Source organism: Raoultella sp. (genome assembly GCF_039594335.1).
Taxonomy (GTDB): Bacteria; Pseudomonadota; Gammaproteobacteria; order Enterobacterales; family Enterobacteriaceae; genus Klebsiella.
In genome coordinates this window covers 1-12,939 of the sequence record NZ_JBCNNS010000063.1, presented here as the reverse complement: position 1 = coordinate 12,939, position 12,939 = coordinate 1, and the positions used below count along the sequence as shown (strand labels likewise).

At 56.4% G+C, this 12,939-nt stretch carries 12 protein-coding genes; 3 read left to right on the top strand and 9 right to left on the bottom strand.

Going from position 1 to position 12,939, the window contains the following annotated elements; translation table 11 throughout:
• From ACZAHD_RS12835 to ACZAHD_RS12805, 7 genes are all read right to left on the bottom strand, one after another.
• Entirely contained in the window at positions 1 to 960 is a 960-nt protein-coding gene (locus ACZAHD_RS12835) for an AEC family transporter (protein WP_462457116.1), read from the bottom strand.
• A gap of 268 nt (positions 961 to 1,228) precedes the next feature.
• Positions 1,229 to 2,029: a biotin-independent malonate decarboxylase subunit gamma gene (gene mdcE, locus ACZAHD_RS12830; protein ID WP_462457126.1), complete on the bottom strand. Its 801-nt coding sequence runs from the start codon at positions 2,027 to 2,029 to the stop codon at positions 1,229 to 1,231.
• Complete coding sequence (locus tag ACZAHD_RS12825) at positions 2,029 to 2,862, bottom strand: biotin-independent malonate decarboxylase subunit beta (protein WP_462457115.1); 834 nt, start codon at positions 2,860 to 2,862, stop codon at positions 2,029 to 2,031. Before ACZAHD_RS12825 ends, mdcE begins: the two co-directional genes overlap by 1 nt.
• Positions 2,855 to 3,154, bottom strand: coding sequence for a malonate decarboxylase acyl carrier protein (gene mdcC, locus ACZAHD_RS12820; protein ID WP_462457114.1), 300 nt, complete (start codon positions 3,152 to 3,154; stop codon positions 2,855 to 2,857). Before mdcC ends, ACZAHD_RS12825 begins: the two co-directional genes overlap by 8 nt.
• Positions 3,155 to 3,164: 10 nt before the next feature.
• On the bottom strand, positions 3,165 to 4,025 hold the full coding sequence (locus ACZAHD_RS12815) for a triphosphoribosyl-dephospho-CoA synthase (RefSeq protein ID WP_462457113.1): 861 nt from the start codon (positions 4,023 to 4,025) through the stop codon (positions 3,165 to 3,167).
• Entirely contained in the window at positions 4,025 to 5,680 is a 1,656-nt protein-coding gene (gene mdcA, locus ACZAHD_RS12810; RefSeq protein WP_462457112.1) for a malonate decarboxylase subunit alpha, read from the bottom strand. Before mdcA ends, ACZAHD_RS12815 begins: the two co-directional genes overlap by 1 nt.
• A 462-nt stretch (positions 5,681 to 6,142) precedes the next feature.
• Complete coding sequence (locus ACZAHD_RS12805) at positions 6,143 to 7,174, bottom strand: AI-2E family transporter (RefSeq protein ID WP_462457111.1); 1,032 nt, start codon at positions 7,172 to 7,174, stop codon at positions 6,143 to 6,145.
• A gap of 550 nt (positions 7,175 to 7,724) precedes the next feature.
• Here ACZAHD_RS12805 and mdtJ point away from each other — a divergent pair.
• From mdtJ to ACZAHD_RS12790, 3 genes are all read left to right on the top strand, one after another.
• Positions 7,725 to 8,087, top strand: a complete 363-nt coding sequence (gene mdtJ, locus ACZAHD_RS12800) for a multidrug/spermidine efflux SMR transporter subunit MdtJ (protein ID WP_462457110.1) — start codon at positions 7,725 to 7,727, stop codon at positions 8,085 to 8,087.
• On the top strand, positions 8,074 to 8,403 hold the full coding sequence (gene mdtI, locus ACZAHD_RS12795) for a multidrug/spermidine efflux SMR transporter subunit MdtI (RefSeq protein ID WP_462457109.1): 330 nt from the start codon (positions 8,074 to 8,076) through the stop codon (positions 8,401 to 8,403). The genes mdtJ and mdtI overlap by 14 nt, the downstream gene beginning before the upstream one ends.
• A gap of 117 nt (positions 8,404 to 8,520) precedes the next feature.
• The gene (locus ACZAHD_RS12790) at positions 8,521 to 10,677 is read left to right on the top strand and encodes a putative bifunctional diguanylate cyclase/phosphodiesterase (protein ID WP_462457108.1); all 2,157 of its coding nucleotides are present in this window, start codon (positions 8,521 to 8,523) and stop codon (positions 10,675 to 10,677) included.
• 4 nt (positions 10,678 to 10,681) lie between these two features.
• On the opposite strand, the gene ACZAHD_RS12785 is transcribed toward ACZAHD_RS12790, so the two are convergent.
• Together ACZAHD_RS12785 and ACZAHD_RS12780 are read right to left on the bottom strand one after the other, a co-directional pair.
• Entirely contained in the window at positions 10,682 to 11,491 is an 810-nt protein-coding gene (locus ACZAHD_RS12785) for a trypsin-like serine peptidase (protein WP_462457107.1), read from the bottom strand.
• Positions 11,492 to 12,151: 660 nt separating this feature from the next.
• A partial coding sequence (locus ACZAHD_RS12780; protein ID WP_462457106.1) for a LysR substrate-binding domain-containing protein occupies positions 12,152 to 12,939 on the bottom strand: 788 nt, incomplete at its 5' end.

Below are 12,939 nucleotides of genomic sequence, written 5' to 3'. Positions count from 1 at the left end.
TCAGAGTCCGGAAGTCAGGGTAATAAACAGCGGTAACGACAGGATACACAGAACGGAGCTCAACAGCAGCACGGCTTCGGCATCTGGCGACTGGACGCCAAAGCGGTTGCCGAATACCACGCCGAAGAAACCGGCAGACAAGGCAATCATCAGAATAGCGGTGATCGCCACCGAACCGTGCAGACCGAAGGCCAGAACAATGCCCCAGGCGATAAACGGCTGGATCAGCAGTTTGGCGATGGTTGCGATGCCGACCATCGCATTCAACTTCAGTTTGCGGGCAGAGAGGATTACCCCGGTCAGGAACAGCGCAGCCGCGGTGGCAGACAGGCCCAGTGGTTTGATCGCCGCCAGCAGCAGGTCCGGCATAGTGATGCCGATAGCCGAGAGGATCACGCCGAGCAGTGGGCCCATGACGATAGGTTTTTTCAGCGAGCGCCACATCAGTACCGGCAGCATCGCCAGGGTAGAACCGCTGTTTTCACCGACGGCGCGCGCTTTTTCACGTTCGAGGATCAGCAGGCAGAACGGGGTCATCAGGACCGAGCCGCAGGCAATGGATACCGCCACGGACAGTGAGGTGGCCGAACCTTCGCCCAGCACGCTGCCGAGAATGGGCAGACCGAGCGCGGCATAGTTCGGTAACGCGACAGTGAGGGTCAGCACCGCCGCATCCTGCGGCGATTTTTTAAAGACGCCGGTGGCAAGAAAATAGATCGCCGCATAGGTTATCCACATGGCGCCGGTCAGCACCACAATCAGCGGGGACTGCGCGACGATACCCGCCCACGGTGTCTGTACGGTGGCGCTGAACAGCGCGGCGGGCAGGGCAAAGTCCATCACAAAGATATTCAGCAGCGACACGTTTTTGTTGTCGACCATTTTGGCTTTGCCAGCCCAGAAGCCCAGTAGCATGATGACAAAAATCGGCGCCAGGGCATGAACAATTACATAAGTCATAGAGTAATCACCTGTAGATAAAAAAAGAAATACGCGTCATCCAGCAAGCTGCCTCTGCGTTGGCTGTCTTTCCGCACCCCGGTCACTTACTCAGGTAAGCTCCTGGGGATTGACTCCGTTGCTGCCTTGATCCAGCGTGAAGGATTTAGCGTATTGGGCTAATTGCGATGTTTTTAATTATCTAAAAGCAGCGTGACGTGGGCGCTATGCTGCGCCCGACGGTGGCCGCTTTCGGCAGGTCTTTTTTACGGACTTCTGATGTTGCCCGTTACCAGCTGGCGCGCATCTGTTCACGGACAAGGGCAGAGCTACGACGATTTTCCGCGCCGAGACGATTTTTCAGCGTGGGGTCTTTACGCGCATCGGCAATGGCTTTTTGCACGGTTATCTCCACCAACGCGAGGTCAGCATCAGACGGAGCATCTGGATTGCTGAGATTGAGCAGGTCGGAGAGCAGACCGAGCGTCGCGTAGTTGCTGACGTCGTAGGCCATGGGGGGAATGGTCGCCGCCAGTTTTTCCAGCGCCTCGACGGTGCGCAGAGTGATACGCGCGGCGGACGCTTTGCCCATCGCATGGACCAACACACCTTTGTCGTTGATGGCAATCAGGCGGTTGGCTTGGTAGCCGTGCGCCAGAAACGCCCCGGACATCGCTTTGCCGACGATCAGGCCGATCACCGGATGGCCCGCGAGGCGCGCTTTCGCATAAGCGCCTGCGGCACCGGCCAGTGCCTGGTGAATACCGAACGCTTCTTCGCGGCGGCCATAGGCCTGGCTCGGGACGTCAATCACCGCCACAATCGGGCGTTTCACATCGCTGTTGGCGTCGGCAGCGAGAGTCTCATTGACCACTTTCGCCAGCGTCCAGCCTTCCAGCAGACCCACTTCGCCGTTGGCGGCGCGCGGGTAGTGGTTGCTGGCGTCTGGTACCACGGCGATGAAGCGCACGTTTTCGCCATTCAGCTCCCCGTCGGCAACTTGTACGGACGGGCAAAGGCCGCTCATGCGCGGCGCGTTCGGCGCCAGTTTTTCCAGCCATACGGCTCCACGGCTATTGGACGGAATCATCATTTCACCTCCCGGGCAAAAAGCTGTTTGATCTGCACGGTATCCGCCTGCTGGCGGGTATCGAAGTGGGTCAGGCGTGCCAGGTAATCCGCATATTTATCGCTGCGGTGTTGTGCCGGAACGCCTCTGGCAATGGCCTCATTCATCGCTGATTTCACCGCGTTGACGCCGTCACCGACCAGCGCATCGACCAGCCCGCTTTCATAACGGATTTCGCCACCGGTCATGCTCCAGATAAACGGGCGATCGCGGGAGTCGTACTCGTCAATACCGGCTTCCTGCTCGATGACCTGCGGGCCGTTGAGACCCAGACGCGCCTCGCGGGTGACAATCAGATAGCTGCACAGCGCGGCGGCGATGGACATCCCGCCGAAGCAGCCAACGGTGCCCGCGATAATGCCGACCACCGGGGTGTAGCGACGCAGGTCCACAATCGCCGCATGAATGTCGGCGATGGCCGCGAGGCCGAGGTTGGCCTCCTGCAGGCGCACGCCGCCGGTTTCGAGGCACAGTACCGCCAGCGTCGGGATGCCGTTGCGATTGTCTTCCGCCGCCAGCTCCAGCGCAGCCGCCATTTTCGCGCCGGAGACTTCGCCCATACTGCCGCCCTGGAAGGTGCCTTCGATGGCGATCGCTACCGCGGACTGGCCGTTGATGGTGCCGCGAGCGACCACCATGCCATCGTCAGACTGCGGTACGACGCCCTGCGGTGCGAGCCACGGTGACATAATGCCGGCGAACGGATCGAGCAGTTCGCGGTAGCTGCCTTCATCCAGCAGCGTCAGGGCGCGTTCACGGGCGCGTAATTCAATAAAGCTGCGGTCGTTACGCATGGGATACCTCCTCAAAAACCTGTTCGATGCGAATGCGCGCCACGCCCGGCGTCGCGCCGAAATCGTGGATAATCAGCGTGCCGGCGGGCAGGCCGTTGATCAGATTCAGGCGGTCAAACAGCGCGTTCCAGCGGTGAGTGCTGTTGTCCACGGAGGTGGTGATAGCAATGTTGAGCGTGTCGCCGACTGTCGCGGTGAACAGCACTTCCATATCACCGGAGCCAACGACGCCTGCCAGGGCTTTACCGCTGACGGTGTGGCTGGCAGGGAATGACAATGTAATGTGTTCCATAACATCCTCTTTAAATTGAGCAATACGTGGGCTGGCTGACCCTGTCGAGAAACAGCGTGGCGGCGAGCAAATCGGCGGCACCGCCGGGCGAAGCGTTGAGGGTGAGCATCTGCGCGTCCAGTCTGGCGAGCGCTTTGCTGCCCTGAACCGTGGCGCTGCCGCCCGCACTCAGCACGGCGCGCGCGCCGGTCTGCATCGCGTTGAGGCCGACCATTCCAGCGCGAGAAAGCACGCAGGTATCGCTGAGCGAGGTCATGACGGCCATCAGCGCGTCAAGACGAGCCGCATTTTCACCCGCACCCTGCGCGCGGCTGCGCAAGAGCTGGGGCAGCGCCAGTTTCATCACGTGCGGGAACGCCTGCTGCGCCTCTTCACGCGCGCCAGGTACCCGGTAGCGGTTCGTCGCCTTCAGGCCTTTGCTGAAGACCTTCGGCGCGGCGCTGTCCGGCAGACGGGCAAGCACGGCGGCCGTGTCCGCAATCTGCTGCGCGCTGGCGTTGGCATTTAACATTGCGCTCGCGCTAACCAGTAACCCCAGCGCCCAAATCGCGCCGCGATGGGTATTTACACCGTCGGTGGCCGCCATCATCTGCTGTTCGCCTTCGCGTCCTATACGGCCAACGGTTTCACGCAGGGCGATGTCGGCCGGGCGCAGCCAGCTCTGCTGGGCCAGTTGCAGAAACGTTGGGATCAGGCTGTGCGCCGAGCGTTCCATCAGATCTAACGACAGGTCGTGATGGGCGCCGTTTCCCCGGCTGTCCACCAGACCCGGCTTTGGACTTAATCGCGCTTCGTCGATCAGGCAGTCGCGGGCGATCAACGCCAGCTTTTCGGCCTGCAGCCCGGCATGAGTCTGTGGCAGGCGTTTCATTACCAGCTCCGGAATTTTGCTGGGGGGTTGTAAAGGCCGTCGGACCATTCGACCAGGTCGGCAACGCTGCCGGCGGCGAGCAGGGAACGGGTCGCCTCGCTGCGGCGAATACCAATGTCTTCCGGATAGACCACTTTGCCGCTTTGCCGTAGTTCGGCGACGCGTCTGGCATCGACGCCCAGACCGATGTCGGTGATGCCGGCAACGGCGGCAACCATCGCCCGCCGCTCTTCGAGGCTTTCCGCCCGGTAGAGATAGGCGATGCCCTCTTCGGTCAGGACGTGGGTGACGTCATCGCCGTAGATCATCACCGGGGCTAAAGGCATGCCGGAGGCTTTAGCCACCTCTACCGCATCAAGTTTTTCCACGAAGGTCGGCTTCACGCCGGCCTGGAAGGTTTCGACCATCTGCACCACCAGCTTTTTGCCGCGCTGCATCGGGTCCGGTTCGGTGATCATGTTCAGCCAGGCCGGCGTCGCATGGCGGCGACCGTGTGGGTCATGGCCCATGTTTGGCGCGCCACCGAATCCGGAAAGTCGGCCGCGGGTGACGGTAGAGGAGTTTGCGAGGCCATCAACCTGTAGGGTGGAGCCGATAAACATGTCGACCGCGTACTGACCCGCCAGCTGGCAGAAGGCGCGGTTAGAACGCATGGATCCATCGGCGCCGGTAAAGAACACATCCGGGCGGGCGCGGATGTACTCTTCCATTCCCAGTTCGCCGCCAAAACAGTGCACGCTTTCCACCCAGCCGCTTTCAATGGCCGGGATCAGCGTCGGATGCGGGTTAAGCGTCCAGTGTTGACAGATTTTTCCCTTCAGCCCCAGCTGTTCACCATAAGTCGGGAGCAGCAGCTCAATGGCGGCGGTGTTAAAGCCGATCCCGTGGTTGAGGGACTGAACCTGATGTTCGGCGTAGATGCCTTTAATCGCCATCATCGCCATTAAAATATGTTCTTGCTTAATCAGGCGCGGGTCGCGGGTAAAGAGAGGTTCAATAAAGAACGGCTTATCAGCCACCACCACGTAGTCTATCCACGAGCCGGGGATATCGACGCGCGGCAGGTCGCACTCATCGTCGACCAGTTCGTTAACCTGGGCGATGACGATCCCGTCGTGGAAGGCGGCGGCTTCGACCAGCGCCGGAGTGTCCTCGGTGCTGGGCCCGGTGTAAAGGTTGCCTTTGCGGTCGGCTTTATATCCAGCGATCAGCGCGACGTTCGGCGACAGGTCGACATACAGGCGAGAGTAAAGCTCGATGTAGGTATGAATCGCGCCAATTTCCAGCAGACCATCTTCCAGCAGTTGCGAGATCCGCAGGCTTTGGGTTCCGGAGAACGAGAAGTCGAGCTTACGGGCAATCCCTTTTTCAAAGAGATCCAGATGTTCGCTGCGCCCGACGCTGGGCATGATCATATGCAGATTGTGGACCTTCGTCGGATTCACCTCAGCAAGCCCACGGGAGAGAAAATCGGCCTGTTTCTGGTTATTACCTTCAAGAACCACGCGATCGCCGGGAGCAATCAGTTTTTCCAGCGCATCCACCAGACCGTCGGTGGGAATTACCTTGCCCTGCACCGGAAGGGAGGCAACGCGCCGTGCTTTCTCGCTGCGGCGTGTGTTCCAGTTCCGGGCCGGAGTTTGGCCAGCATTCATTATTAACCTCCTGATTCAGCAAATCATTTTTTTGCCTGGATTTGTGCTGCAGTCAGTCTGCTCCGTACCGGGTAGTGCATCAATTAAGCTCAGGTGCGGATTATTAGCCTGAGAGTAATAATTGCCTGGGGGATTATGTGACGGGGATCGAAGATGGGGTTGGCAGTGTAGGCTATGGGGTTGTAGGCAGCGTCATTTTCACCGGTCTCCCTGCAGGGAATCAGAGCGGCTATGAGGTGGGGGAGAAGAATCTTTAAACCCTATTGACAGCGGTGTTTATTTTATAGACAGCGTGCTATTTACTGCCCATTTTGCTCGATAGGGGGGAGGAAGCGGCGGGGGCAGAAACAGCTTGAGCTCGGGAGCATCAGTGATGAGAAATCCGCCACGAACAGGATGTTTAAGCATAGACGAAGGGAAAACTTGCCGCTGGCGCCATTGTGCCGCCAGCGTGAACGAAACCTATTTACTTAAATCGCTCAGCAGTACAGCAATACTCCGCCCGCCGGGACTCTGCTCAAGCGCGATTTTAACAATGATCGTCAAGGGGACGGAAAGCAGCATGCCTACCGGCCCCAGCAGCCACCCCCAGAAAATCAACGACAGAAATACCACCAGCGTTGATAGCCCCAGACCGCGGCCCATGATTCGCGGCTCAAGAATATTCCCGAAGACCAGGTTAATCACCAGGTAGCCCGTCAGCACCACCAGCGCTTCGTACAGTCCACCGAATACCAGCACCTGCAAAATGGGCGGAATGGCGGCAAGGACCGAGCCAATATTCGGAATATAGTTGAGGGCAAACGCCAGCAGTCCCCACATAAAGGCGAAGCGAACGTCCAGTAGCACCAGCATGCCCCAGACTACCATCCCGGTTACCAGACTGATGGCGGTTTTTAGCACCAGGTAGTGAGAGACGCTGTCGATCGCGCGCTGTATGGCGCCCATACCTTCCACCGGCCTGGACATCAACTGTTGCAACTTGGCCGGCAGTTGGGGAACTTCCAGCAGCATAAAGACCACCGTCAGCAGCAAGAGGAAGATTGAGGACATGGCGTTCGACAGTTGGGTAAGCAGACTGGTCACCATCGTCATGACCGCATTGGGATCGATGTATTTATTCAACTCCACAACGGAAACGGTAAACCCGAAGCGTTGTAGCCAGGGCGTCACGGTTTGTAGCGGCTCGTTGAGCGAGGCGCGGTATTGCGGCAGCGTGCGCGCCAGTTCATTCAGCGAGGTACCTAATGAGGCCAGCAACACCACAGCCAGCATGACAATCGCGCTGATTAGCAACGAAATGGCCAGTACGCGCGGTACCCGACAGCGCATCATCAGTCGCACCACGGGGTTAATGACCACGGCGAGGAACAGCGCAAGGATGAACGGAACGATAATATCCGCAGCGAAGCGGATACCGGTAAGAATGATGACCAGCATGCCCAGCATGATGACAATCTTTAATCCATTAAGCGTAATGATGGGTTTAGCCATGTGTGTCCCTGAAAAAATGACCGCGTTTTCCTCACAGTGTAGACCTGAATGCCCGGGAAAAATCAGCAAAAACTGCCTCGATCGGGCAGGAAGAAGGCTCCTGCTAAAACGTCTACGGTGGTGAAAACAATCCGGTTGCGAAAATAAAATAATGAAACGTCATCATAATGGCGATTGGCATCAGTAAAAGCTAATCAAAATCAAATGTCTGACGTAAAGAAGTGCAAAGACTTTGAGTATAATGTAGCATTATGGTACAAATTTGCTGTGTATAACTACCGAGGACAATACTCATCCGCAATGACGAGAAGCAATACCGCGGATAATTGTAATTTTATGGACAATCGGTTCAGGATGTATATTTCGACTCACCTTGTAGTTTCCTTTCCTGGCTGCCGCTTTGCCGGCGAGCAACACTGGCGCTCAGCGCTTTAGTCCTTTCTCTCTGCTTGAGCTGGCGCCTTGCGCACGGCTAAACACTCTCTGAATTTTTCCGGTTTACCTTCGCTGTAAGCCGCGGTGGATTATATTCTCTGGCAGGAGAAGGATTATGTTTTATTGGATGCTATTAGCTTTAGCAATCGTTGCTGAAATTATCGGCACACTTTCTATGAAGTGGGCCAGTGTCAGCGGTGGACACACGGGTTTTATTTTAATGCTGGTGATGATTGCGCTTTCCTATATATTTTTGGCATTTGCTGTTAAAAAAATCGCCCTCGGTGTGGCGTATGCCCTGTGGGAAGGTATCGGTATTTTGCTGATCACTTTATTCAGCGTACTGCTGTTTGATGAAGTGCTTTCGCTGGTTAAAATGGCGGGCCTGGCGACGCTGGTGTTCGGGATCGTGCTAATTAAATCCGGTACCCAAAAAGCGGTGAAACAGTCAACGGAGGCGGCCCATGCAACAGTTTGAGTGGGTTCACGGCGCCTGGCTGACGCTGGCCATCGTGCTGGAAATTACCGCTAACGTCTTCTTGAAATTTTCAGACGGTTTTCGGCGTAAAGTCTACGGCATGCTTTCGCTGCTGGCGGTGCTGGGTGCCTTCAGCGCGCTCTCCCAGGCGGTGAAGGGGATTGACCTGTCGGTGGCCTATGCGTTGTGGGGCGGTTTCGGTATTGCCGCCACGATTGCGGCGGGATGGATTTTATTCGGCCAACGCTTAAATCATAAAGGCTGGCTCGGCGTGATATTGCTGGTCACTGGCATGGTGCTTATTAAACTGGCATAATGCGATGCCGCCTGTTCCCCCCGGGCGGCAAAATTTGTTCTCTGTATTATTCTTTAAAAAAGTGCTGGCGGTATCTTTACCTGCCGTCGTGATGCCGTGATGAGGACAAAGTAAAGAATGGTTAATTTGCCTGGCTGGCGTCATCTTCCCTCTGCCAAAACGCTTTCAGTTATGATCTTCCTCGCCGGTATCGGTCTCATTGTTTCTGTTATTTCTTTAATCTATCTTTCCCAGCATCTGATTAGCATTAAAACGAATGAAATCGACAGACATCGCTCCGTTCTTTCCGTAGATGGCGCGGTACAAACATCGGTCAACCGCGTCCTTTCGCTGGTGCTGGATAATTCGATATGGGACGATGCGGTTAAACAAACCTATGCCCCGATACTGAATCGCGGCTGGCTGTATGACTCTTGGGGCTCAGGCTTCAAAATCAACAATCTTTACGACGGCACCTTCGTGCTCGATCAGAATTATCGCGTGCTGTGGGGATCGTTTCGCAGCCAGGCCTTTAATGAAACCGACACTCGCTTTTTTGGCACGGGGTTGCAATCGCTCATCGCCCGGCATGCTGAAGCATTGCGCAGCGGCAAAGGCGCCTACGCCGGTATTACCCGTACCCGAGAAGGCATTGCCTTTATTGGTATCGGGCTGATTCGCCCGACTCTGAGGCAATTACAGGTGCATGATGATACGCGTCGCTACCTGGTGATTACCCGGCACGTCAATGCGGAGATGTTGCAAAAGCTGGGGAATACCTTTCAGATTAACGGTCTGCATGAGACGCAGGGCAGCGGTGAATATAGCATTCCGCTGCGTACTAATGCCGGGGAGATCATTGGTTATCTCAGCTGGCAGCCGCGTCTGCCCGGCGCGGAAGCGGCGCATGCGGCGTCGAACAATATCCGGCTTATCGCCATAGTGGCCGCCAGTCTTATCCTGCTGTTTATTCTCTTCAGTTGCCTCGGGCTGTACAAACTGTCGCGCGGAGAGAAGCTGGCGCGCAATACCGCGCTGACCGACTGGCTCAGTCAGTTGCCCAACCGCCGGGCGCTGATCGGACGATTGAATCAGCAGTGCGAAAAATCGCCGCATGAGATCCAGTGCGTGGTGTTTATTGACCTCGACGGGTTTAAGGATGTCAATGACAACTACGGGCATGATGTTGGCGACGCGCTGATTGCCCATATTGCTCAGGAGCTAAAGCACCGGGTGCCGGGCGACGGTCTGCTGGCCCGTATGGGCGGCGATGAATTTGCCATGACCATCAGCGGGGAGCTGGCGGTGGATCAGGCATCGACTTTTGCATGGGTAGTGCTGGAGATGCTGAAATCGCCGGTGAAGCTCAATGAGCGAAAAATTTACATCAGCGCCAGTATCGGTATTGCCAGCGGCATTCCCGCATCCTGTTCAAGTACCGAGTTGTTTCGCCGGGCCGATATTGCGATGTATCACTCGAAAAAATCGGGGAAAGGGCGCACCTCCTGGTATGACGAGACCCTCAATGAGACCCGTCAGTATCAGCTGAATATCGAAAACGGTATTCGACAGGGGCTGGAAAACGACGAGTTTGATGTCTGGTACCAGCCGATTGTTAACGCCGACACTCTGGCGATGGAGGGCGTCGAAGCGCTGCTGCGCTGGCCGCGCCGGCCGGAAGGGCCGCTGCCGCCGGATGTCTTTATCGGCATTGCGGAAAGCAGCGGTCTGATTTATGCGCTGGGGCAGTTTGCGCTCTACCGGGCCTGCTGCGATCTCCAGCCTATCGGTGAATTGATGCTGTCAGTGAATATCTCGCCGGCACAGTTTCGCGACCCGGAATTTGAAACGCGCGTCGTCCAGGTGCTCGCCCGCTGCCATTTTCCGGCCCGCCGGTTGCAAATCGAGGTGACCGAGAGCTATGTGATGGAAAATCCTGCCCGTGCCCTTGCGGCCATTGAAAACTTGAAAACGCTGGGGGCCGCGGTTGCGCTGGATGATTTTGGTATTGGCTATTCCAGCATCGGCTATCTGCGCAGTTTTCGTTTCGATACGCTTAAGATTGATAAATCGCTTGCCGGGCTGGTGGATGTGGATGCCCAGGCCGCTGAGTTGGTTCGCGGCACCGTGCGTATCGCCGGCGCGCTGGGAATGACGGTGGTGGCCGAAGGGATCGAGAATCAGCAGCAGCTGGCGCTGCTGCGGCGGGCGGGATGCGATCGGTTGCAGGGTTTTTACTTTAGCGAGCCGATGACGATTACCTCATTGTTACAGCTGCGCCAGCAGCAGTGCTGACGGTTTACTCACTGGCCAGCGCTTCCAGCTTGTCACGAAAACCGGTCACCGAAATCGCCCGGTTATCGGCCCGCCAGCGATCTTTTGGACCCGGAGCCGAGCTCTGTACGGCAATGACCTGCCAGCCGGTATCGGTTTTTAACAGCAGCGGTGAACCACTATCGCCGGGCAGCGTGTCGCACTGATGGGACAGTACCGAGCTCTGCGCCCAACCGGTCACAATGCAGTCCTGATGGCTGTACAAATTATCCAGATGGTCTTCCGGGTAGCCGGACTGGGTGACTTTTCTCTCAGATACCTTCAGCGCGGCGGTGAGAGCGGCTTTATCGCCGCTAAATAGCGGGATCGGCGTGATTCCACCTGGCGCGTAGCGTAACACGATTAAGCCAAAGTCCCAGGGCGCGGCGGCCGAGGGGACAATCCAACCGTCGCCATCGGCTTTGAGCCGCTTACCCAGCGACGGATCGACGCGACCTTCAATGCCGTGAATCTCATACACCCAGCCGCCTTTGCGGGAAATAAAGCGCAGCGCAACAGGTTTATCCGGCTTGCCTTTTGGCGGCGTCAGCAGACAGTGACCGGCGGTCAGCGCCAGATGCGGTGAAATGAGGGTGGCGGTACACAGATTGCCGCTGGCCGTTTCTAACTGACCGATGGCATCCCAGGGTTCCTCAGCCGGATTGTTGACCGGTTTGCGATCGTCATGACCAAAAAAAAGCGTCTTGATATCTTTCGCACTCATGCTGTCATCATCGGCGTGAGCAAACGGGGACAACAAACAAGAACACAGCAATAACAGTACGTCTCTACGCATATCACTCTCTGGGGAGAAATTATGTTTCTACATTGCATCCTTTTGCGCGCTTCATACGGATGAAGCCGCCGGGATGATTTTGTGTATATTGACAGTAGCAGGAGATTTAAGTTTATGAAAGTTAAGCGTAATTTTAATCAAAGCTAACGGCGAACAAAATTACCTTAAAACGGCTCTTTTTTGCGGAAGAATGAAGATAACTCAACCGGTTAGCGCGTATCTTTCCGTGGCGTTATTTCCGCAGAAAGTGCGACGGGAAGCAACATAAATCGGGTTACGGAAAGTACCAAATCCGACGAGAATTAAGCGAGCGGGCCGCGCAGGGAAGTCTGGACTTATTTCGTGGAGGGCGATGAAAATCAATAAAAACCAACATTTCTTCAGCGGAAAATGCACTTCTTGACAGTATTCTCAGTTACTTTCAATGGGAAACATTTTCTCACCGCAAATATTGTTATTCCTCGCCTTTGTTGAACAAACAGAGATGTTATTCCGGCGATGATACCCACTAATTCTTATCTCCGGTTTTGTGAGGATGTATGTCTAAAAAAGGTATTCGTGCGTTAGTTTATGTTTCTCTCGTGTCGGTTCTTATCTGGGGCGCAGCGGGATATCTGGTCGTGCAGGCTGTTCATGTTATGTAAATCGCCAGGGCCGGTGTCACTTTGGCGCCCGGCCCAGGCGGGTTACTCCGTCAGGGAACGGTGCCGGGATATGCGCGAGTAAAAATTGATACAGCAGGGCGACAGGCTGCGGATTTAGCGTGTTTTTTGGCCACACCAGATAATAGCCCTCGCCGGTTGCAACGGCTTGGAGGAACGGTAGCGCCAGCAGGCCGTTGCGAATAGCTTCCAGACTCAAAAACAGATCGCCCACCGAAACGCCGTGCCCGCTCATGGCCGCCATCGTACCCTGTTCCAGACTATCAAAAACAATCCCCTGGTTTATTTCTGTCTGTGATAGCGCGCCGGCATGCTGTAGCCAGCGTCGCCAGTCCCGGCGATCGGTCGTCGGATGAATCAGCGGGCAGGATGATAAGCTCTGGCGAGCGGCATCGACCATCGTCGGAGTACAGACCGGAACCAGCCATTCGGCAAACAACAGCCCATGACAGGTCTCTTCGCCGAAATGACCATCGCCGAGCAGAATCGCGCAATCGTAAGGTTCGCGGGTGAAGTCGACGCTGTCTCTGTCCATCCACACGCTGCTCATCTCGATTACCGGTCGCGGATGCAGTTGACGAAAGCGCTGCAACACATCCAGCAGCCAACGCATGGTCAATGTAGACGGCGATTTCAGCCGCAGTTTCCCCGCCTGGTGTCGCAAGGTCTGGCACGCCCTGTCGATAGCGGCAAAGTTTTCCGCCAGCGCGCTGGCGAGCTGCCTTCCTGCATCGGTGAGGGTTACTTTTGGCCCCTGACGGGTGAACAGCCGGCAGTCGAACCAGG

What these genes read in the sequence shown, in the direction of transcription:
- ACZAHD_RS12835 (WP_462457116.1), bottom strand. Translation starts at nt 960, where the DNA reads ATGACTTATGTAATTGTTCATGCCCTGGCGCCGATTTTTGTCATCATG.
- mdcE (WP_462457126.1), bottom strand. Translation starts at nt 2,029, where the DNA reads ATGATTCCGTCCAATAGCCGTGGAGCCGTATGGCTGGAAAAACTGGCG.
- ACZAHD_RS12825 (WP_462457115.1), bottom strand. Translation starts at nt 2,862, where the DNA reads ATGCGTAACGACCGCAGCTTTATTGAATTACGCGCCCGTGAACGCGCC.
- mdcC (WP_462457114.1), bottom strand. Translation starts at nt 3,154, where the DNA reads ATGGAACACATTACATTGTCATTCCCTGCCAGCCACACCGTCAGCGGT.
- ACZAHD_RS12815 (WP_462457113.1), bottom strand. Translation starts at nt 4,025, where the DNA reads ATGAAACGCCTGCCACAGACTCATGCCGGGCTGCAGGCCGAAAAGCTG.
- mdcA (WP_462457112.1), bottom strand. Translation starts at nt 5,680, where the DNA reads ATGAATGCTGGCCAAACTCCGGCCCGGAACTGGAACACACGCCGCAGC.
- ACZAHD_RS12805 (WP_462457111.1), bottom strand. Translation starts at nt 7,174, where the DNA reads ATGGCTAAACCCATCATTACGCTTAATGGATTAAAGATTGTCATCATG.
- mdtJ (WP_462457110.1), top strand. Translation starts at nt 7,725, where the DNA reads ATGTTTTATTGGATGCTATTAGCTTTAGCAATCGTTGCTGAAATTATC.
- mdtI (WP_462457109.1), top strand. Translation starts at nt 8,074, where the DNA reads ATGCAACAGTTTGAGTGGGTTCACGGCGCCTGGCTGACGCTGGCCATC.
- ACZAHD_RS12790 (WP_462457108.1), top strand. Translation starts at nt 8,521, where the DNA reads ATGGTTAATTTGCCTGGCTGGCGTCATCTTCCCTCTGCCAAAACGCTT.
- ACZAHD_RS12785 (WP_462457107.1), bottom strand. Translation starts at nt 11,491, where the DNA reads ATGCGTAGAGACGTACTGTTATTGCTGTGTTCTTGTTTGTTGTCCCCG.